Raw genomic sequence first — 17,805 nt, 5'->3', positions numbered from 1 at the left:
GCCGATCATGACTGACGCGACCGTTTCCGAGCCCGGCCATCGCCTGAAGCCGCTCACGACCGCGATGCTGCGCGAATTGTCGGTGCGCTCGAACCTCAGGGGCGCGGCGCAGAGCATCAGTCATTACGGCATGATCGTATTGGTCGGCGCGCTGATCTGGATGGTCACGTCCCGCTACGGCATCCTATGGGCGCTGCCGTTGGTGGCGGCGCAGGGCTATCTCGTCGCCTTCCTGTTCATGGCGGTGCACGAGACCGCGCACAAGACCGCGTTCAGAAGCCGGGGCCTCAATCTCGCGGTCGGCTATCTCTCCGCCTTCATCATCGGATTGCCGTACGAATATTACTGCCTGTTCCACTGGGACCATCACCGCTACACCCAGGATCCCGACAAGGACCCCGAGCTGATCGTCGGCGTGAAGCCGAGATCCGACACCCAGCTCGCGATCGCCTATAGCGGCCTGTTGCAGGTCGCCGGCCGCCTGCGGCTGATGCTCGGCCATGCCGTCACCGGCAAGGTCGTCGTGCCCTGGATCCCCGAGACCAAGCGCGCCACCATCGTGGCCGAGGCGCGCGCCTATGTCGCGCTCTATGCGCTGCTGCTCGGGCTCTCGCTGTGGTTCTCCTCGGCGCTGCTGCTCTGGATCTGGATCGTGCCGCTCGTCATCGGGCAGTTCTTCCTGCGGCCCTATCTCTATGCCGAGCACACCGGCTGCGATCGCACCCGCAGCGCATTCCAGAACACCCGCACCACCTATACCGGCGGGGTGGTCAAATGGATCGCGTGGAATATGCCCTACCATGTCGAGCACCACGCCTATCCCTCGATCCCGTTTCACGCGCTGCCGAAGCTGAATGCGATCGTCGACGACGAGATCGTCCATCGCGGCCGCGGCTACATTCAGACGACGCGCGAGACCTGGGGCTGGTTTCGCCGGTATCGGCAGAGCATTTAGCTCAAAGCAAAGCTCCGGCCGCAGTGCGACCGGAGCTTTGTCGAAGAGGTGAGATATCAGTAGATCCCGTAGGCGCAGACATTCACGACGCGAACGCGCAGGCCGTGGCGGGTCTGGACGACGCGCTCCTGGTAGCAGTTGTTGATGCCGGTGTTGACATAGATGCCGCCATAGCCAAAGCCCCAGCCGGGACCCCAGTGATGATGGAAGCCGTGAGCCGAAGCGGCGGTGGGCGCGAGAGCGGCAGCACCGAGCGAGCCGGCAGCGATCAGACCAAGAGCAAGCTTACGAAACATTTGCATTCTCCAGTGGCGCTAAGGCCGTTGTTGTGTCCCTGCATCTCCGTCGGGTCGAAACGCGAATGCGTTCACGACGCGAGCCGAGAATCGTGTTTCAGGAATGTTTCGTGGGCTGCGGCGAGGTGCGCCGATATCAGGCTTTCTGCGCCGCGCGATAGCGCGCGGCCATGGCCTGCGTCATCTCCGCCATCTTCTCGCGGAGATCGGCGGGCTCCAGCACTTCCGCCTCGGACCCGAGCCGCAGCAATTCGGCCGCAGCGTGCGAGGAGGTCTTGCCGGTCGGCAGGCGCGCGATGCGCCAGCCGTCGGCATCGGTGGTCTCTTCAAGCTGCGTGCGCGCCTTGACGTAAGGCTGGCTCAGCGCGTCGAGCAGCTTCACGCCGAACGGCGACAGCCGTACGATCGCGACATTGGGATGCATCTCGGCCTCGAGGCGCAGCGTCGCGGCCTGCCAATAGGTGGCGAGATCGAAATCGGCGGGACGATCGAAGCGGTCGTCGAGCGCGGTGCAGTCGAGCACGCGCGCGACACGATAGGTGCGCACGCTGCCGTCGACCTGCCCGGCGAGATACCAGCTGCCGCCTTTCAGCACGAGGCCGAGCGGCGCCACGCGGCGCTGCTTCTCGGCGCGCCAGCTCCGGTAGCGGATCTTGATCAAGGTGCCGCGCAGAGCCGCACCGGCAATGCTGCGCAGGTGCTTCGGCTCTTCCGCTTCGCCGAACCAGCCAGGTGCATCCAGATGAAAGCGCTCCTGCATCCGGCCGGCGTCCTCGCGCAGATTGGCGGGCAGCGCGGCCATCAGCTTGTTCTGCGCGGCGATCATCGCCGCATCGAGCCCAAGCGCCGCGGCCGGCCCGGGGAGCCCTGCGAGGAACAGCGCGCCCGCTTCGCTCTGCGACAACCCGTTCAACCGCACCCGATAGCCGTCGAGCAACCGGTAGCCGCCCTCGGCGCCGCGGTCGGCATAGACAGGAACGCCGGAGGCCGCGAGCGCGTCGATGTCGCGATAGATCGTGCGCACCGAGACCTCGCAGGCCTCCGCAAGCTCGGGCGCAGTGACCTGCCCCCTGGCCTGGAGGGTGGTGAGGATCGACAGCATCCGGCTCGCGCGCATGATCCCTTAAACCATACCTGACACAGGATGTCAGGTATCCTCCGTTACAAGCTGAGCCATCGCCAGCCGGCCAGATGGAGACCTGCCATGACTGATTCCAATCGCATCACGCTGTATTATTCGCCGCAGAGCCGGGCCACCGGCACGCGGGTGCTGCTGGAGGAGCTCGGCGCGCCCTACGATCTTCACGTCTTCAACATGAAGGCCGGCGAGCAGCGCCAGCCGGCCTATCTCGCGATCAATCCGCTCGGCAAGGTGCCGGCTGTCAAGCACGGCGAGGCGCTCGTGACCGAGCAGGTCGCGATCACCATCTATCTCGCCGATCTCTTTCCGCAGGCCGGCCTCACGCCCGCGCTGAGCGATCCGCTGCGCGGTCCTTACCTGCGCTGGATCGCCTATTACGGCGCCTCGTTCGAGCCGGCCCTGATCGACAAGTTCATGCAGCGCGAGCCGGCCCCGATCACGCAGTCGCCCTATGCCGATTACGACACAATGCTGGGCCCGCTCGAGGCGCAGCTTGCGAAGGGGCCGTATCTGCTCGGCGAGCGCATGACGGCCGCCGATGTGCTGTGGGGCATCGCGTTCAGCTGGACCATGATGTTCGGCATCGTGCCGAAGAAGGACGTGTTCGTGCGCTATGCCGAGCGCATGACGTCGCGCCCGGCGTTCCAGCGCATCACTGCGGCGGATGACGAGATGGCGGCGGAGCATGCCAAGGCTGTGGGGGCCTGAGGCCGCGCCTCAACCTCCGCCGTCGTCCCGGGGCGCGCAAAGCGCGAACCCGGGACCCATAACCACAGGGAGAAGTTTGGCGAAGGCTTGGAGTGAGCTGCCTTGCCCGATAACCACTCCCTGTGGTTATGGGTCCCGGCCTCATCGCTTCGCGATGCCCCGGGACGACACCGAGCATGAGGCGCGTCTTCGCACTCCCTCACTCATCTCAAAACCTTGGCGCCCGCTTCTCCGCGAACGCCTTGATCCCTTCCTTGATCTCGGCGCCGCGCATGCTGTCGCGGTGGCGCTGGTCGGCGGCCGCGTCATCGAGCTCGCCGCGGGCGAATTCGTTGATAGCGCGCTTCATGCCAGCCATCGCCTGCGGCGCATTGCCGGCGAGGATAGTGGCGAGCTTATCGACCTCCTCATCGAGCGTCTCCTCCGGCACCATCGCGGTGAGATAGCCGATCCGCAGCATCTCCGGCGCGCTGATCTTCTGCGCCGTCAAAAACAGCTTCTTCGCATTGTCGACGCCGAGCCGCGTGACATAGCGCTTGATGCCGCTCCTGTAGTAATGCAGCCCGAGCCGCGCCGCCGGCATGAACATCTCGGCGGTGTCGACGCCGATGCGGAAATCGCAGGCCAGCGCCAAGTCGGTCGAGCCGCCATAGACGCCGCCGTTGAGCCGGCAGATCGTCGGCACGCCGAGATCCTCCAGCCGATTGACGACCACCTCGAACGCCGAGCCCGCGCTCTGCTGTTCGGTCGCGCTGACCGCGCGCTCGGCGACCGAGTTGAGGTCATAGCCGGCCGAGAAGGCGCGCCCAGTGCCGGTCAGCACCAGCACGCGGATCGCAGGATCGGCTTCGACGGCGTCGAACAGCTTCAGCAATTCGTCGAGATCCTCGGCCTGAAGCCGGTTGAGATGTTTTGGACGGTTGAGGCGGACGGTGGCGCGTGCGCCGTTGATCTCGAGCACGGGGCCGGAAGCCGCGTCGGCGTGATCCGACATTCTTGTCTCCTTTTATTTATTTTCCAGCGCGCGGCGCTTTGCTTCGGCGTCGATGGTTTCGGCGAGATCGGGATGCCGTGCCATCAGCACGCGGAAATCGACGAGGTCGAGCACCAGGAGCCGCGACACCTTCGTGGTCGAGACATTGGCGCCGCGCATGTTGTTGCCCAGCAGCGCCATCTCGCCGAAGAAGGCGCCCTCGCCAAGCTGCACCTTCTTGCCGGGCAGGTCGACCTCGACCTCGCCGGCGGCGATGAAATACATGCAGTCGCCTTGCGCGCCCTTGCGGATGATCATGGTGCGCGCCGGCAGCTCCATGGTGCGCAGCATGTGGGTGACGTCGGCGATCGCCGCCGGTCCGAGCGCGGCGAAGAACGGCACCTTGCTGACGGATTCCCAGGTCTTGAGGAAATTGTCGCGCCTCGTCTCGGCGGCGAATCCGGTCGCCAGAATACCGGTCCAGAGGCCGAACACGCCGAGGCCGGAGATCATCACCAGCGCCGCCACCATGCGCCCGAGCGGCGTCACCGGCACGACGTCGCCATAGCCTGTCGTGGTCAGCGTGACGACAGCCCACCACAACGCGGCCGGCACGCTGCCGAAGGTCTGGGGCTGCACGTCCCGCTCCAGAAAGTATTCGGCAACCGAGGCCAGGAACACCACCATCAGGAAAATCACGAGCACGCTCACCAGCGGCCCGGATTCCAGCACCAGCACACGGCGAAGCTGGCGCAGGCCGGGAATGCCCGGCACCACCTTCAGCACCCAGAGCACGCTGAGCAACCAGGCCGTGTTTGGCTCGACGCCGAGTGTCAGCGCGAGGGGAACGGCCAACGCACCGATCGCGTCGACGATGCCGGCGGAGGAGGACAAATAGAGCGACAGGCGCTCCGTTCGCGCCATGTGGCGCAGCCGGACCACCCATTCGAATACGAAATAGGCGAGGCAAGCCCACAGCAGGGTGTCGACCCAGTGATGCGCCGCCTCGTAGGCCGGGCCAATCGTCAGCAGCACCATGCTGAGCACGCCGACGCCCACCGCCACATAGGCCGCCTTGGTCATGTTGCGGCCGGCCGTGGCGGCCGCGAACTGGGCCAGTGCAGAGATCAGCGGCTTGGACATGCGGGAGAGCGGCTCGGTTTGGCTTTTGCGGTCCCGGCTGGGACCGCGGCGCCAAAGTGCCTGCCCGGGCCGGGGTCGTCAACGACGGGCTCGGCGTCGCCAATCGCGAGATGGAGGCGGGGTTACCTGAAATGCGGCGGCTCGTCGTAGCCGCGGCGGCTGCTGAAAAACAGCAGGATCATCAGGCCGATGCCGACGATGACGGAGAATCCGGCCCCCAGCGCCAGGGCGACATAGCCTTCGGTTGGGATCGGGTCCCCTTCGACCGCCATCGCGGAATAAGCAAAATAGCCAACCGCCGCCAGCATTCCCAGAAGGAAGATGATGAGGAGTGTACGCATGGCGCGTTCTCCGGTTGTAACAGGAGCCAACGGTTGCGGGAGGAGACGGTTCCGGGAGTTCCGGCGATGATCCGGTCTCGTGCCCCGGACACAGCGGCGGCCGTAGTGATGCGCTGCAGAGCCGGGGCCATGCGGCAGCGGACGGTGGGGCTTTCTGGGTTCCTGCTCGGCGCTGCAATGCCTTGGCATTGCAGCTTGTCCGGGACACGAGATGGGCGGTTGTCCCGACCTCTCGGATCAGGCGCTCTGCGCGGTCTTCACCACCACGACCTTGCTGTCGTCGGGCGGGTGGAGGGCAGCAGGGCCCGAGACCTTGTCGGCCTCGTCGCAATGGCGCTTGAGATAGTCGCGGCGCATGCCGATCTCGTCGCGGACGAATTCGTAGCCGAGCTTGAAGGTGTCGAGCCCGTCGGTGCTGATGGTGCCGTCCCTGAGGCCGACCACCGCGCCGCGCAGGATGCCTTCCAGCTCGTCCTGGAGACATTCGAGCTGATCGAGCGAATGGGCGTGCTCGATGCGCTCGCCGATGTCGAGAATGGCAGTGGAGAGCTCGCTGGCTTTCTCCGGCGCGATGCGGGTGATCTTGGCGTAGATCGCGGCGAAGATCGAGCCGATGACGCTGAGCGCGGCGGCGCCCAGATACATCATGTCGCTGTACTTATCCATGAACGACTTGGTGTCGTCGTTGATGTAGTCGGCCGCGCCTTGATGCGCCATCACGTAGGCGTCCTTCTCGACCGAGGCCGGCTCGATCTTGCTGGCAAAGCCGTTGTCGAGCCCGAGCGCCGACTTGTTCTCGTAGACGATGCGGGCGAGATCGCCGGCCGTGGACGCCGACATCCTGGATTGCGCGACCAGCAGCCATTCCAGCCCGATCGTCTCGAGGTCGTCGTCGGGAATCTCGGGCGAGGCCGACAGCGTGCCTGCGGTCAGCGTCTCGTCGGAAATGCCAGGGAATTTGCGGGCGAGTGCCTTGGTCTCGTCGATCGCATTCAAGGTGAAGCCGCCGCGCTTGGCGACCTGCTCATAGGCTTTGTCACGCACCGCCTTCGAGGCGTGGACGATGGCGATTACCGCGCCGTATCCGTTCGCCGGCGCAAACAGCTTGTCGAGCGTCGCGCCCTGCGGCGCCATCTGGATCTTCGCAGCGTCCGGCCCGTCGGGAATATCGAGGATGCTGCGCACGAAGGCGAGCGAGGAGTCGTTCTCGGCGAGGACGGCGACCTTCTTCTTCTTCAATTCCGCGAGCGACTTGATCTTCTTGTTGCCGGGCCCGAGCAACAGCACGAGATCGTGCTCGAGGATCGCGAGCGTGCGCGCCCGCAGCGGCACCTTGGCATCGGTGCGCAGCACGGCGAGGTCGGCCTGCTTGCGGTCGAACTGCGCGAGCGCCTTGGTATTGTCAGGGCTGTTGACGATCTTGATCCGGAAGCGCGAGGCGTTGTTCTTCAGCACCGCGGCGAGCTTGGCCGCGAACAGGGCCTCGTCGCTGTTCGGGGCACCGACCGCAAAGGTCAGTGTCTCCGAATTGTGCAGCATGGCGCGCCCGCCCCAGACGGTGGCGAGCGACAGCAGCAGGGTCAGCACGGCGTAGAGCAAGACCTGCTGCTGGTTGGTCTTGATCACCTTGGGACGCCGCGGCTGCGGCTCTGACGGTGACGAGGCGGGGCCCTCAGTACTCATGCTCAGTACTCATGGCAGCACGCTGGCCTTATTCCTGGGCGGCAGGCTCGCGGATGTGGTCTGCGGCGCGCGCCGTGCAATTTCTAAGCGATTGAAAAAAGAACGATATTCTCTGTCTTCGATGATAGCGCGCCGCAACCGGAATGCAAATTTCGAGCCGAAGGTAACCTTACTCCTCCCGACCGCGGCGATTGGTCATCCTATCACCAGTTAGCCACAGTTGGCGATTTTCCGGTTCCCCCCGGCTGCATTCTGCCGCAGGAGATGTCATAAATTGGAGGTCCCGGCGATTTGACCGGTCCAAGAAGAAGTTGCGCTGAACGCTCCGAGCTTTCTTGTCACGTCAATGAGGCGTCAGCTTTGTCGTTTCCACCCATGTCATCGGCGGTTCCGGTCGAAGCGCTCATTGGCTGGATGTTGCTGCTCACCTTCAAGCACATCATCGCCGATTTCGTGCTCCAGACCGCCTGGATGGCGCAGGGCAAGGACCAGAAACACGGCTGGGCCCTGCCGCTTCTGGTGCACTGCCTGATTCACCTTGCGGTTGCGCTGCCGCTGATCCTGCTCGTCGCGCCGCGATTCTGGTTCGTCGCCTTCATCGACTTCGTGATCCACATCACCATCGATCGCGCGAAGGGATTCGTCTCGGCCAATCTCGGTGTCGACCTGCATCATCCCTGGTTCTGGACCCTGATCGGCGTCGACCAGGCGCTGCACCATCTCACCGGCTTCGGCCTCTCCATCTTCATGGCGGCGAACTGAGGCTGGGCCTTTTCTCGGCCTCTAGGTGGAGGCAGTCGCTATCGGCACAGAAGGTCGTCATGCCCGGGCTTGTCCCGGGCATCCACGTTCTTCGCGCCGCTTGGCTCTCCGTGGATGGCCGGGACAAGCCCGGCCATGACGCCGTGGAGCCTTTGACCCCTCACTAGCGCCCCTCTGATTCGCGGCCGGCGCGCAAGAACCCCGGGTGACTACCGGGCAGCGTGGTTAACCTTTCATTAGAGAATTGCGTTGCATCTTCCGCACCACGAGGGAGAACTGTAATGTTTTCAAGCCGCGACGCTTTTGAAAGCGATTTCTGCCCGGTTCGCGACGAGCTCCTTGGCGAGATGTATCGCGCCAGTGAGAGTGGCCTGCCGAGGTTGGTTGAGAGTGTTTCCCCTGAGGCACGCGCCCGCCTGGCGCTGTTCTGCTATCGCCGCAGCCATCTGCACTCGCTGGCGGTCGCCATCGCTGCAAGCTGCAGCGAGCGCGACCTGATCGAGAACGGCGGCCGCGTCGGCTCGACGCTCTACGCGCTGTCACGTGCGAGCTCGGCCAAATCGTCGCCGTCGCTATCGGGCGGCCGCAAGCCGATCACGGTGTCGACCAAGCCGCTCTCGGTGCTCGCACCGCTGGACGACGAGCTCGACGACGAGATCGCTGAAGTCGTTCCGGCCTAAGTTGGTTCGATCGCCGGAAGCCTGAACTTCCGCCGCGCCATCGTGCATTCGGCATCACCCGGCATGCAGGTGCGGCACACCTCCGGCCGCACGGCGTAGATGCCGCACGCCGTCGCCTTTCCAATTTCGCCTTGCAAGGCCGAGCAGCGATCGCCCTCGCAACGCATGCCGGATTGACGCGCATTGACGAGCGCTTCGGGAATCGCCGCAAGCTCCTCGTCGCTCTCGATCGAGAAGCGCGGCCAGTTCTCCGAATAGCCGCAGCACGCGCCGCAGCTCTGGCAGTAGCTCGACAGATCGATCTCTTGCATCGTCCTCACGTGTCCTTTGGCGGGCCCCAGACCAGGCTCTGCCGCCATCTCGCGCGCAGCACGTCGCGCCTTTCAGGATATTTCTCGTCGAGATAGGTCGCCTCCACCACGCGATCGGTGCGGAAGCTGCGGAAGTCGCTGCGCAGCTCGCACCACGCCGCAAGCAGGCGCACGGCCTCGAGATAGCCGACCGAGATCGGCCAGATCATGCGCTCGCTGGGGCGGCCCTGCTCGTCGCGATAGCGCAGCATGATCTTCTTGCCTTCGTGGATCTGGGTGCGCGTGCGCACCATGTCGAGACGATCCGGCTCCCTGTTCCAGCTCGGCCGAGCGCGGCTCGCGGGCTCCAGCACGAAGGGACGCAGGCGCTCAGGCACGGTGTCGGCGATCTTGGCCATCAGATCTTCGGCGGCACGCGCCAACGCGGAATCGGCATGGCCCGCCACCCATTGCGCGCCGAGCACCGCGGCCTCGATCTCGTCGGGTGTCAGCATGAGGGGCGGCAGGTCAAAACCCTTTTCGAGGATATAGCCCATGCCGGCTTCGCCGCGGATCGGCACGCGCTGGCCCATCAGCGTCGCGATGTCGCGATAGATCGTGCGCTTGGAGGTCTCGAGCTCGGCCGCGATCGCGTCCGCCGTCAGCGGCTTACGCGTGCGCCTCAGCACCTGGATGATCTGAAACAGCCGGTCGGCGCGTCTCATGACAATTCTCTTATCGGGATCGGATCAGAAAGCGGCGCGCTGCTGCTGACAGGATGTTGGCAGCAGGGGGGTTCTATACCGGGACAACACATCGACTGAAGAGGATTTGTCCATGATCATTCCAACCCATTTCGGCCCGGCACTTCCGATGCTGCGGGCCCAGGCGTGGTCCGCATCGGCATTCGGCCGCCTCGTTTCGCTCGATCTCATGGCCGTCGACCTCCGGTTTGCGCTTGCAAGCGTGGTGGCACGCTCGCTGACCCAGGCTGCGGACGCGCTGGTCCGCCACGTCATGGCCCGCGCCTGGCGGGGGGCCCGTTTCGCAGAAGATATCACGGCTGCTGCCACCATGGTGGCAGCAGCCCGGCACTAGGTTCCGTCAAAGTTTTCGGTAGACCAGGAGAACGCGCATGATCACGCTTTATGGCTTTGGCACCGGCTTCGGCCTGCCGGAAATCAGCCCCTTCGTCACCAAGACCGAGGTGCAGCTCAAGATGGCAGGGCTGCCCTACCGGAAGGAGCGCGCGATGCCGCCCGCGTCCCCGAAGGGGCAGCTGCCCTTCATCGACGATGGCGGCGAGGCGGTGGCCGATTCCACCTTCATCCGCGCCCATATCGAGCGCCGCTACGGCTTCGATTTCGACGCCGGCCTGTCGCTGGCCGAGCGCGCGCAGGCCTGGGCGTTCGAGCGGATGATCGAGCATCACGTCTATTGGGCGCTGGTCGGCGCGCGCTGGGTCGATCCGGTCAACTTCGCCAAGGGCCCGTCGCATTTCTTCGACGGCGCGCCGGAACACAACCGCGAGAAGCTGCGCGAGGACGCGCAATTCCGCGTCGCCGAGAATTATCTGCTCTCCGGCCTCGGCCGTCACGCGCCCGACGACGACGTCGATCTCGCCGTGCGCTCGCTGTTCGCGCTCTCGGTGCAGCTCGGCGACAAGGCCTATCTGATGGGCAACAAGCCCTGCGGCGTCGATGCTGCCGCCTTCGGCATGCTCGCGGGGATCCTCACGCCGTTCTTCGAATCGGCCTTGCGCCAGCGCGCCGAGGGATTTCCGAACCTCACCGCCTATGTCGACCGCATGATGGACAGTTATTATCCCGAGTTCGCCTGGACCCCGCTGCGGCAGGCGGCCTGAGGCCTGATGGATGAGACCAGACTCGCGCTGCAGTGACGGTGCGTTCCCTCCCCCCTTGCGGGGGAGGGCAAGGGAGAGGGGTAGCCCAGCAAAAGGTGCCGGTTGTCGATGAGGCGCCAAGAGCAGGTGCGGGATCGATAGAATCCCCGTGTGGCACCCCTCTCCCTGACCCTCCCCCGCAAGGGGGGAGGGAACGGAGAGAGCGCTGCTTTTGGCCGAACCCGATTCGACTTCACGCTCGCTAATCTCAGATCCAAAAACAAAAGAGCCGGCCCGTCGGGCCGGCTCTCGTCGTCTCGAACTGTCGCTGTGCCTACTTCACCAGCGTGTACTTGCCGTTCTTCACCGTGAGCAGGATGCGCGCGCGCTCGTCGACGCCGTAGCGGTCCTTTTCGGTGAAGTTGTAGACGCCCTGGCTCGCCGCGAGTTCCTTCTCCGACAGCAGCGCCTGACGGATCGCTTCGCGGAATTCCGGCGTGCCCGGCTTGGCCGTCTTCAACGCCACCGGGATGATGCGCTTCAGGATCTCGAAGGCATCGTAGGAATGGCCGGCGAACTGGCTGCGGCTGTTCGGGCCGTACTTGGCCTCATAGGCCGAGTTCAGCGCGAGGCCCGGCCTCTTGGTGGCGGCTTCGTCCGGCTGGTCCTCGGGGTCCATCACCGGGCCGGATGCCATCAGCACGCCTTCGGCCGCTTTGCCGGCGATGCGGATGAAGTCCATGCTGGCGGCGCCATGGGTCTGGTAGATCAGGCCCTGATAGCCGCGCTCGCGCAGCTCGGTCTGCGGCAGCGCGGCCGCGGTGCCGGAGGCGCCGACCAGGATCGCGTCGGGATTGGCGGCGACGAGCTTGAGCACCTGTCCGGTGACCGACGTATCGGGACGAGCGAAGCGCTCCTCGTCGACGATGGTCATGCCCATCGGCACCGCCTGCGCCTTCAGATCGTTGAACCAGAGATCGCCGTAGGAGTCGGAATAGCCGATATAGCCGAGCGTCTTCACACCCTTGGACTTCATGTGGTCGTACAGCACCTTGCCGACGATCGGAATCGGCTGCGGCATCGCCACCGACCACTTCATGCGCTCGGGCGTGATCGGGAACGGCGCCAGACCGAAATGCGGAATGCCGGCTTCATTGGCGACATTGGAGACCGCGATGGTCGGCGGCGTCAGCGCCGAGCCCATGATGATGTCGGCCTTCGATTCCGTCACGAAGCGGCGGGCGTTGGTCGTCGCGGTGGTGGGATCGCCGCCGTCGTCGAGCACGATCACCTTCAGCGGCACGCCGCCGATTTCCTTCGGCACGAATTCCAGCGCGTTGCGCTCGGGAATGCCGAGCGCCGCGCCCGGGCCGGTCGTGGTGGTGGTGATGCCGATGGTGATTTCGGCGGTCTGGGCCAGCGCTGGCAGCGCCGGCAGGGCGAGCGTCGCGGCGGCAATGGCGGCGGTCAGGTAAAAGCGTTTCATCTATTCCTCCCTTGACGTGTTTTCTTTGAAAGCAGAAATCGGACGTGAATTCAGCCCCGTCTTTTGGTGATGCGGCGATTTAGCTCCAGGCCTAGCTCCCGGTGAATTTGGCTACCATTTCCGCAGGAAACGGTGCCGATTTCAGCTTGTCGGGGTTAACGGGATCGCGGCCGACGAGGACGCGGGTCTCGAAACCCTCGATCGCCAGTGCCTCGCCCTTGTAGACATTGTGCTTCACCTCGAAGCTCGAGCGCTTGATGCTCTCGATCTTCGTCTCGATGGTGATCCAGTCGCCATAGGTCGAGGGGATGTAGAACTTGGCCCGCGTGTCGACCATGGGGATGCCCACCAGGCCGTATTTGCGGACCAGGTCCTGCTTGGAGAAGCCGGCGACCTCGAACAGGGTCGAGGTCGAATCGTCGAACATCGCGAAATAGCGCGGGTAGTAGACGATGTTGGCGGGGTCGCAATCGCCCCACTGGATCTGGACCTCGCGCCGGTTCACGAACATGCGTTATCTATCCACTAGCGCTGCGCCACACCTCTCCCAATGGGAGAGGTAAGGTCGAGATCGCTGCTGCAATCCCGCTCATCATTTACTTCGGCGCCATGCGCAGCGAGCCGTCGAGGCGCACCACTTCGCCGTTCAGGTACGAATTCTCGACCATGTGCAGCGCGAGCGCGGCGAATTCGTCGGCGTTGCCGAGCCGGCGCGGGAAGGGGATCGCGGCCGCGAGCGAATCCTGCGCTTCCTGCGGCAGGTTGGCGAGCAGGGGCGTCAGGAACAGGCCGGGCGCGATGGTCAGCACGCGGACGCCGAACTGCGCCAGCTCGCGCGCGATCGGCAGCGTCATGCCGACGATGCCGCCCTTGGAGGCCGAATAGGCGGACTGGCCGATCTGGCCGTCATACGCAGCGACGGAGGCGGTGTTGATGATGACGCCGCGCTCGCCTGATGCCTGCGGCTCGAGCTTGGACATCTCGGTCGCGGCAAGGCGCAGCATGTTGAAGGTGCCGATCAGATTGACCTTGATGACCTTGTCGAAATCGGCGAGCGCCATCGGGCCGTCGCGGCCGACGACGCGTTTTGCAACGCCGATGCCGGCGCAGTTCACCAGCACGCGCGCCGGGCCATGGGCCTTGGTCGCCTGCGCGATCGCGGCTTCAGCGGAGGCCGCATCGGAGACGTCGCAGGTCACGGCGACGCCCTTGATCTCGGCGGCAACGGTTTCAGCGAGCTTGGCGTTGAGATCGCACACCGCGACCTTGGCGCCCTGCGCCGCCAGCTTTCGCGCAGTCGCCGCGCCCAGTCCCGATGCGCCGCCGGTGACGATGGCTGCCTGATCCTTCAACAACATGGCGTTCTCCTGTGGCGATGATTTCTTAAGCGACCGATATCACACGGTCCGACGGATTGGCAGCGTAGAGCTCGTCGATCAATGCCGTGCGATGCTCCAGCACCGCGCGCTGGTTGATCGAGCCCTTGTCGGTGACCTCGCCCTTGTCGATCGAGAGCGGCGTGTCCATCAGGATCGCGCGTGTGATCCGGGTCGAGGATCCCGTGGCCTGGCTAAGGAAACGGGTCAGGCGCTCGCGGAAAGCCTCGCGCACCAGCCGGTCGCGCGTGGCGACGACGAGATCGTCCGCCGGCAGCGTCGGATTGATCAGGCGGCAGCCGTCGAGGTCGAGCACGACCAGCGCGGAGATCTCGTCGCGGTTGATGCCGGCGATGACGACGTCGCGCACCAGCGGCGCGCAGGCGGCGGTGAGGCGTGCACGCAGCGGGCCGACGCTGACCCAGGTGCCGCTGGCGAGCTTGAAGTCCTCGCTGACGCGGCCGTCGAAATCGAAGCCGGCGTTGAGATCATCAGGGTCGGACGGCTTGAGCGCATCGCCTAACTTGTAAAATCCTTCCTCGTCGAAGGACTTTGCGGTGATGTCGGCCTGGCGCCAGTAGCCGGGCATCACGTTCGGCCCCTTGGCGCGGACCTCCAGCTTGCCGTTGTTCGGCACCAGTTTTGCGTCGTTGCCCGAAACGGGCAGGCCGACATGACCGGAGCGGCTGGTGCGCGGATTGACCGACATGAAGAACGGCGCGGTCTCGGTCGCGCCAAGGCCGGTCAGCATCGGCACGCGATAGCCTTTTTCCTTCACCGCGAGCTCGTCGAGGCTGTTCCAGACGAACGGCGACAGTGCCGCGCCGGAGAAGAACATCGCGTGCAGGCGGTCGAAGAATTTTGCGCGCAGGCCCTGGTCGTCGCGCAAGTACGGCAGCAGCGATTCATAGCCCTTGGGCACGTTGAAATAGACCGTCGGCGAAATCTCCTGGAGATTGCGCACGGTCTCCTCGATGCCGCCGGGCACCGGCTTGCCGGCGTCCAGATACATCGAGCCGCCATTGTAGAGCGTCAGCCCGATATTGTGGTTGCCGCCAAAGGTGTGGTTCCAGGGCAGCCAGTCGATGATGACGGGGGGCTCGTCCTTGAGGAAGGCGAGCGTCTCGCGCAGCATCACCTGGTTGGCACAGATCATGCGCTGGGTATTGATGACGGCCTTGGGATTGCCGGTCGAGCCCGAGGTGAGCAGGAATTTTGCGATGGTGTCGGGGCCGATCTTGCCGTGCACTGCGTCGAGGTCGTCGCGGATCGGCGTCGCCATGAGATCAGCGAGCAGGGTGACGTCGCGGCCGGGCACGCTGCCGTAAGACGCCGCGATCTCGGTGCCGAGCGAGACATTGGCCGCGAGCGCATCGGCAAACTTATCGGCATCGTCGGCGAAGACGAGGCCGGGCGTCAGCAGCTTCATCAGGTAAGAGAGCTTGCCGTAGTCCTTCGACACCAGCGAATAGGCAGGGGACACCGGGCAGAACGGGACGCCCGCATAGAATGCGCCGAACGCGAGCAGCACATGGTCGATCGAATTGCCGGAGAGGATCACGACCGGCCGCTCGGCCGACAGGCCGCGCGCAATCAGGCTCGATGCGATGTGCCGGCTCGCGGTGAGCAGCTCGGCATAGGTGATCTTGCGCCAGGAGCGGCCGCCGTCGCGCTCGGCCATGAAGACGCGGTCCGGCGTCGTCGTCGCCCAATGATGCAGGCGGTCGGTGATGCGAGCCGGATAGTCGCCGAGCGGCTGCTTGGGCCTGAGATAGATCGTGCCGTCGTCGCGCCGCTCGATGTTGACGACGGGATCGCCGAACGAAATGGGCCGTAGCGGGGAAGTGCTCGCGCCGCGCTCCATGCTGGACGAAGAGGACGGCTGCGCGCTCATGACTTCGGCTTTACCTTGGCGGTCTTGTGTTCGAGGAACTCGCGGATCCTGCGCTTGGCCTCCTTGTCGCTCTGCGCGACGGTCGCCATGAGCGACTCCATCAACAGACCCGTTTGAGGATTGGCCTCCGCGATCATCGGCAGTGCCTGGAGCACGGCGAAATTCGTCAGCGGCGCGTTGGAGGCGATCTTGGTCGCAAGCTCCAGCGCCTTGCCGAGCCCGTTGCCGGCCTCCGTCAGATATTGCGCGAAGCCATAGGAGGCGCCTTCGGTCGCGCTGTAGACGCGCCCCGTCAGCATCATGTCCATCATCCGGGCAACGCCGATCAGCCGCGGCAGCCGCACCGAGCCGCCACCGCCGACGAAGATGCCGCGCTGTCCCTCCGGCAGCGCGAAATAGGTCGAGGGCTCAGCGACGCGGATATGCGCGGCGCAGGCGAGCTCCAGTCCGCCGCCGATCACGGCGCCCCTGAGCGCCGCGATGACAGGCACGCGGCTGTACTGGATGCGGTCGAACACGCGGTGCCACATCTGAGAATGCAGGAGGCCGCCGGTCGCGTCATGCTCGGTCAGCTCGGAGAGGTCGAGGCCTGAGGAGAAATGATCGCCGATGCCGTGGATCACGACCGCGCCGATGTCCTCGGGCAGCGACGCGAAACATTCGCCGATTTCCAGGATGATGCCGTCATTGAGCGCATTGCGCTTGGCCGGCCGGTTCAGACCCACGGTCAGAACCCGGTCCGCCCTCTCGATCCTCAACAGCCCAGAGGCGCCCGCATCAGCGGTCTCGGCGTTTCCCTGTGTCATTTGCGTCCTTGTCAGAATAGTTATGTTGTATAACGAATTTCGGGGGAGTCAATATGGCGCCGGTGTGTAAAGTGCGGGCGTTGCCGCATCCTCCGTCATTGCGAGCGCAGCGAAGCAATCCAGACTGCCCCCGCGGAAACAGTCTGGATTGCTTCGTCGCTTTGCTCCTCGCAATGACGAGGTTCCTGCTCAGACCGTCTCGGTCATCAGCTTCTTGGCGGCTTGCGCAAGCAGGCCCGATCGCGTGTAGCCGTGGGCCTCGGCGTATTTATCGATTTGCTCCAGCACATCGCCGGGCAAGGTGACATTGACGCGGACGATCTTTGGCTGCGCGTCCTTCACCGACACCAGAATGGCAACGCCCGAGCGGTTCTCTGGATCCGACATGATCTGCTCGAGCGACGATGGCGCGGGAATGGCTTCGCCGTCTTGAGCCATGCCTTCGAGATGAAGCGCTAGCGCTTCCTCGGCCACGTCGCGCGCTTCATCGAGCGTGGTCCCTGCGGTGACAAGGCCCGGCAGATCGGGAAACGACACGCCGAAATCGCTGTCGGCATCTTTATGGATGAGACCGATGTAATGACGCATAGCGCTCACCTCAGCTTCAGGCCGGACGGCCGCTCGATGCTCTTTAATGTCCCTAGCGGGATGTCCCGATTCGGATGAGGGACGGTGACGCGACCTGGTTTCGTTGGGTGCTTGAGTTGGACGTGGCTGCCTTTTTGAGCCGCCTGGACCCAGCCATCCCTCTGAAGGGCCGAGATGATGTCTCGGCTATTCATGGTGTGTATTTATACACATTTGCGTATATCTGTCAACGAACAGGTCAGATCACCTGATGCACGTCGATCACCACCCGGTCCGCATGCCGCGCCGCCGAGCCGACAAAGATGTGCTCCATCAGCCAGCGATATCTCTCGTGCCCCGTCTCGAACCGCGGCACGGTGCGGAAATAGATCAGCTTCGGATCGACCGGCTCGCCGCGCTTGAGCTTTTGCAACAGCTCGACGGGGCCGAAGCGCAGGCCCTTGTTCTCGACATAGACGGTCGCGCCGTCGTCGGTCTCGAAGGCGTATTTGGCTTCGAGATCGATCAGCTCGTTGGGGCGGATGGTCTGGAAGTCGGCGCCGAACGGCAGCACCTTGCCGGTGATCGTGCCCGTGACTTCGCCGCCGATGATCGGGATGATGCGGCGAACGCCGATCCCGGTCTCGCCGGCGGTGACGACGTCGCCGATGCGGGCAGTGATGGTGAAGACGTATTTTGTTTCGAGGGTGGGAGCCATTGGTTATCTCCAATCCATCGCGCCAAGCGTGGTGCCCTTCCTTCTCCCCTTGTGGGAGAAGGTGGCGCGAAGCGCCGGATGAGGGGTTGTCTCCGCAAAGGCAAGTGTGCATGCGGAGAGAGACCCCTCACCCGTCTCGCCGC

General features: G+C 64.6%; 22 protein-coding genes. 6 read left to right on the top strand and 16 right to left on the bottom strand.

Annotation, left to right across the window (positions count from 1 at the left end; genetic code table 11):
- Positions 1-7 precede the first annotated feature (7 nt).
- Positions 8-955, top strand: a complete 948-nt coding sequence (locus QA642_RS43910) for a fatty acid desaturase (protein ID WP_283082365.1) — start codon at positions 8-10, stop codon at positions 953-955.
- A gap of 56 nt (positions 956-1,011) precedes the next feature.
- Here the strand turns inward: QA642_RS43910 and QA642_RS43905 are convergent, their stop codons facing one another.
- Both QA642_RS43905 and QA642_RS43900 read right to left on the bottom strand, forming a co-directional pair.
- Positions 1,012-1,251: a hypothetical protein gene (locus tag QA642_RS43905; protein WP_283082364.1), complete on the bottom strand. Its 240-nt coding sequence runs from the start codon at positions 1,249-1,251 to the stop codon at positions 1,012-1,014.
- Between the two features lie 136 nt (positions 1,252-1,387).
- Complete coding sequence (locus QA642_RS43900; protein ID WP_283082363.1) at positions 1,388-2,368, bottom strand: YafY family protein; 981 nt, start codon at positions 2,366-2,368, stop codon at positions 1,388-1,390.
- 87 nt (positions 2,369-2,455) lie between these two features.
- Here QA642_RS43900 and QA642_RS43895 point away from each other — a divergent pair, with 87 nt between their 5' ends.
- Positions 2,456-3,100 (top strand): glutathione S-transferase family protein, encoded by a 645-nt coding sequence (locus tag QA642_RS43895; protein WP_283082362.1) that lies wholly within the window; start codon positions 2,456-2,458, stop codon positions 3,098-3,100.
- A gap of 208 nt (positions 3,101-3,308) precedes the next feature.
- On the opposite strand, the gene QA642_RS43890 is transcribed toward QA642_RS43895, so the two are convergent.
- From QA642_RS43890 to QA642_RS43875, 4 genes are all read right to left on the bottom strand, one after another.
- Positions 3,309-4,094, bottom strand: a complete 786-nt coding sequence (locus QA642_RS43890) for an enoyl-CoA hydratase/isomerase family protein (protein ID WP_283082361.1) — start codon at positions 4,092-4,094, stop codon at positions 3,309-3,311.
- Between the two features lie 12 nt (positions 4,095-4,106).
- Complete coding sequence (locus QA642_RS43885) at positions 4,107-5,216, bottom strand: cyclic nucleotide-gated ion channel (RefSeq protein WP_283082360.1); 1,110 nt, start codon at positions 5,214-5,216, stop codon at positions 4,107-4,109.
- A 122-nt stretch (positions 5,217-5,338) separates the two neighbouring features.
- A complete protein-coding gene (locus QA642_RS43880) occupies positions 5,339-5,557 on the bottom strand; it encodes a hypothetical protein (protein ID WP_092220713.1) in 219 nt (72 codons plus the stop codon).
- A gap of 237 nt (positions 5,558-5,794) precedes the next feature.
- The gene (locus tag QA642_RS43875; RefSeq protein ID WP_283082359.1) at positions 5,795-7,240 is read right to left on the bottom strand and encodes a TAXI family TRAP transporter solute-binding subunit; all 1,446 of its coding nucleotides are present in this window, start codon (positions 7,238-7,240) and stop codon (positions 5,795-5,797) included.
- A 414-nt stretch (positions 7,241-7,654) separates the two neighbouring features.
- Between QA642_RS43875 and QA642_RS43870 the strand changes: the two genes are divergently transcribed.
- Together QA642_RS43870 and QA642_RS43865 are read left to right on the top strand one after the other, a co-directional pair.
- Positions 7,655-8,002: a DUF3307 domain-containing protein gene (locus QA642_RS43870; RefSeq protein WP_283087103.1), complete on the top strand. Its 348-nt coding sequence runs from the start codon at positions 7,655-7,657 to the stop codon at positions 8,000-8,002.
- Positions 8,003-8,283: 281 nt separating this feature from the next.
- On the top strand, positions 8,284-8,682 hold the full coding sequence (locus QA642_RS43865) for a hypothetical protein (protein WP_283082358.1): 399 nt from the start codon (positions 8,284-8,286) through the stop codon (positions 8,680-8,682).
- Here QA642_RS43865 and QA642_RS43860 read toward each other — a convergent pair.
- Both QA642_RS43860 and QA642_RS43855 read right to left on the bottom strand, forming a co-directional pair.
- On the bottom strand, positions 8,679-8,993 hold the full coding sequence (locus QA642_RS43860) for a YkgJ family cysteine cluster protein (RefSeq protein ID WP_283082357.1): 315 nt from the start codon (positions 8,991-8,993) through the stop codon (positions 8,679-8,681). The two genes, QA642_RS43865 and QA642_RS43860, sit on opposite strands and share 4 nt — an antisense overlap.
- Positions 8,994-8,998: 5 nt before the next feature.
- Positions 8,999-9,697, bottom strand: a complete 699-nt coding sequence (locus QA642_RS43855) for a YafY family protein (RefSeq protein WP_283082356.1) — start codon at positions 9,695-9,697, stop codon at positions 8,999-9,001.
- A 112-nt stretch (positions 9,698-9,809) separates the two neighbouring features.
- Between QA642_RS43855 and QA642_RS43850 the strand changes: the two genes are divergently transcribed.
- Positions 9,810-10,070: a hypothetical protein gene (locus QA642_RS43850; RefSeq protein ID WP_027565052.1), complete on the top strand. Its 261-nt coding sequence runs from the start codon at positions 9,810-9,812 to the stop codon at positions 10,068-10,070.
- Positions 10,071-10,107: 37 nt separating this feature from the next.
- Entirely contained in the window at positions 10,108-10,836 is a 729-nt protein-coding gene (locus QA642_RS43845; RefSeq protein ID WP_283082355.1) for a glutathione S-transferase family protein, read from the top strand.
- A gap of 313 nt (positions 10,837-11,149) precedes the next feature.
- On the opposite strand, the gene QA642_RS43840 is transcribed toward QA642_RS43845, so the two are convergent.
- The 8 genes from QA642_RS43840 to QA642_RS43805 form a co-directional block, all read right to left on the bottom strand.
- Positions 11,150-12,301, bottom strand: a complete 1,152-nt coding sequence (locus QA642_RS43840; RefSeq protein ID WP_235543200.1) for an ABC transporter substrate-binding protein — start codon at positions 12,299-12,301, stop codon at positions 11,150-11,152.
- A 91-nt stretch (positions 12,302-12,392) separates the two neighbouring features.
- Positions 12,393-12,812 carry a thioesterase family protein gene (locus QA642_RS43835; RefSeq protein ID WP_061029942.1) on the bottom strand — a complete coding sequence of 140 codons (420 nt, stop codon included), beginning with the start codon at positions 12,810-12,812 and terminating at the stop codon, positions 12,393-12,395.
- 85 nt (positions 12,813-12,897) lie between these two features.
- Positions 12,898-13,659: an SDR family NAD(P)-dependent oxidoreductase gene (locus tag QA642_RS43830; RefSeq protein ID WP_212426096.1), complete on the bottom strand. Its 762-nt coding sequence runs from the start codon at positions 13,657-13,659 to the stop codon at positions 12,898-12,900.
- 25 nt (positions 13,660-13,684) lie between these two features.
- Entirely contained in the window at positions 13,685-15,571 is a 1,887-nt protein-coding gene (locus tag QA642_RS43825; RefSeq protein ID WP_283082354.1) for a feruloyl-CoA synthase, read from the bottom strand.
- On the bottom strand, positions 15,568-16,377 hold the full coding sequence (locus QA642_RS43820) for a crotonase/enoyl-CoA hydratase family protein (RefSeq protein ID WP_011090568.1): 810 nt from the start codon (positions 16,375-16,377) through the stop codon (positions 15,568-15,570). The genes QA642_RS43825 and QA642_RS43820 overlap by 4 nt, the downstream gene beginning before the upstream one ends.
- Before the next feature lie 189 nt (positions 16,378-16,566).
- Complete coding sequence (locus tag QA642_RS43815; RefSeq protein WP_283082353.1) at positions 16,567-16,965, bottom strand: type II toxin-antitoxin system HicB family antitoxin; 399 nt, start codon at positions 16,963-16,965, stop codon at positions 16,567-16,569.
- Positions 16,966-16,970: 5 nt separating this feature from the next.
- Positions 16,971-17,159: a type II toxin-antitoxin system HicA family toxin gene (locus QA642_RS43810; RefSeq protein WP_283082352.1), complete on the bottom strand. Its 189-nt coding sequence runs from the start codon at positions 17,157-17,159 to the stop codon at positions 16,971-16,973.
- 44 nt (positions 17,160-17,203) lie between these two features.
- Entirely contained in the window at positions 17,204-17,662 is a 459-nt protein-coding gene (locus tag QA642_RS43805) for a DUF3237 domain-containing protein (RefSeq protein WP_283082351.1), read from the bottom strand.
- Positions 17,663-17,805 lie beyond the last annotated feature (143 nt).

Origin of the sequence: Bradyrhizobium sp. CB2312, from assembly GCF_029714425.1 — a bacterium.
Taxonomy (GTDB): domain Bacteria; phylum Pseudomonadota; class Alphaproteobacteria; order Rhizobiales; family Xanthobacteraceae; genus Bradyrhizobium.
Note: the sequence above shows the minus strand (reverse complement) of the source record. Positions and strands in the feature narration are given on the sequence as shown.

What these genes read in the sequence shown, in the direction of transcription:
- QA642_RS43910 (WP_283082365.1), top strand. Translation starts at nt 8, where the DNA reads ATGACTGACGCGACCGTTTCCGAGCCCGGCCATCGCCTGAAGCCGCTC.
- QA642_RS43905 (WP_283082364.1), bottom strand. Translation starts at nt 1,251, where the DNA reads ATGTTTCGTAAGCTTGCTCTTGGTCTGATCGCTGCCGGCTCGCTCGGT.
- QA642_RS43900 (WP_283082363.1), bottom strand. Translation starts at nt 2,368, where the DNA reads ATGCGCGCGAGCCGGATGCTGTCGATCCTCACCACCCTCCAGGCCAGG.
- QA642_RS43895 (WP_283082362.1), top strand. Translation starts at nt 2,456, where the DNA reads ATGACTGATTCCAATCGCATCACGCTGTATTATTCGCCGCAGAGCCGG.
- QA642_RS43890 (WP_283082361.1), bottom strand. Translation starts at nt 4,094, where the DNA reads ATGTCGGATCACGCCGACGCGGCTTCCGGCCCCGTGCTCGAGATCAAC.
- QA642_RS43885 (WP_283082360.1), bottom strand. Translation starts at nt 5,216, where the DNA reads ATGTCCAAGCCGCTGATCTCTGCACTGGCCCAGTTCGCGGCCGCCACG.
- QA642_RS43880 (WP_092220713.1), bottom strand. Translation starts at nt 5,557, where the DNA reads ATGCGTACACTCCTCATCATCTTCCTTCTGGGAATGCTGGCGGCGGTT.
- QA642_RS43875 (WP_283082359.1), bottom strand. Translation starts at nt 7,240, where the DNA reads ATGAGTACTGAGGGCCCCGCCTCGTCACCGTCAGAGCCGCAGCCGCGG.
- QA642_RS43870 (WP_283087103.1), top strand. Translation starts at nt 7,655, where the DNA reads ATGTTGCTGCTCACCTTCAAGCACATCATCGCCGATTTCGTGCTCCAG.
- QA642_RS43865 (WP_283082358.1), top strand. Translation starts at nt 8,284, where the DNA reads ATGTTTTCAAGCCGCGACGCTTTTGAAAGCGATTTCTGCCCGGTTCGC.
- QA642_RS43860 (WP_283082357.1), bottom strand. Translation starts at nt 8,993, where the DNA reads ATGCAAGAGATCGATCTGTCGAGCTACTGCCAGAGCTGCGGCGCGTGC.
- QA642_RS43855 (WP_283082356.1), bottom strand. Translation starts at nt 9,697, where the DNA reads ATGAGACGCGCCGACCGGCTGTTTCAGATCATCCAGGTGCTGAGGCGC.
- QA642_RS43850 (WP_027565052.1), top strand. Translation starts at nt 9,810, where the DNA reads ATGATCATTCCAACCCATTTCGGCCCGGCACTTCCGATGCTGCGGGCC.
- QA642_RS43845 (WP_283082355.1), top strand. Translation starts at nt 10,108, where the DNA reads ATGATCACGCTTTATGGCTTTGGCACCGGCTTCGGCCTGCCGGAAATC.
- QA642_RS43840 (WP_235543200.1), bottom strand. Translation starts at nt 12,301, where the DNA reads ATGAAACGCTTTTACCTGACCGCCGCCATTGCCGCCGCGACGCTCGCC.
- QA642_RS43835 (WP_061029942.1), bottom strand. Translation starts at nt 12,812, where the DNA reads ATGTTCGTGAACCGGCGCGAGGTCCAGATCCAGTGGGGCGATTGCGAC.
- QA642_RS43830 (WP_212426096.1), bottom strand. Translation starts at nt 13,659, where the DNA reads ATGTTGTTGAAGGATCAGGCAGCCATCGTCACCGGCGGCGCATCGGGA.
- QA642_RS43825 (WP_283082354.1), bottom strand. Translation starts at nt 15,571, where the DNA reads ATGAGCGCGCAGCCGTCCTCTTCGTCCAGCATGGAGCGCGGCGCGAGC.
- QA642_RS43820 (WP_011090568.1), bottom strand. Translation starts at nt 16,377, where the DNA reads ATGACACAGGGAAACGCCGAGACCGCTGATGCGGGCGCCTCTGGGCTG.
- QA642_RS43815 (WP_283082353.1), bottom strand. Translation starts at nt 16,965, where the DNA reads ATGCGTCATTACATCGGTCTCATCCATAAAGATGCCGACAGCGATTTC.
- QA642_RS43810 (WP_283082352.1), bottom strand. Translation starts at nt 17,159, where the DNA reads ATGAATAGCCGAGACATCATCTCGGCCCTTCAGAGGGATGGCTGGGTC.
- QA642_RS43805 (WP_283082351.1), bottom strand. Translation starts at nt 17,662, where the DNA reads ATGGCTCCCACCCTCGAAACAAAATACGTCTTCACCATCACTGCCCGC.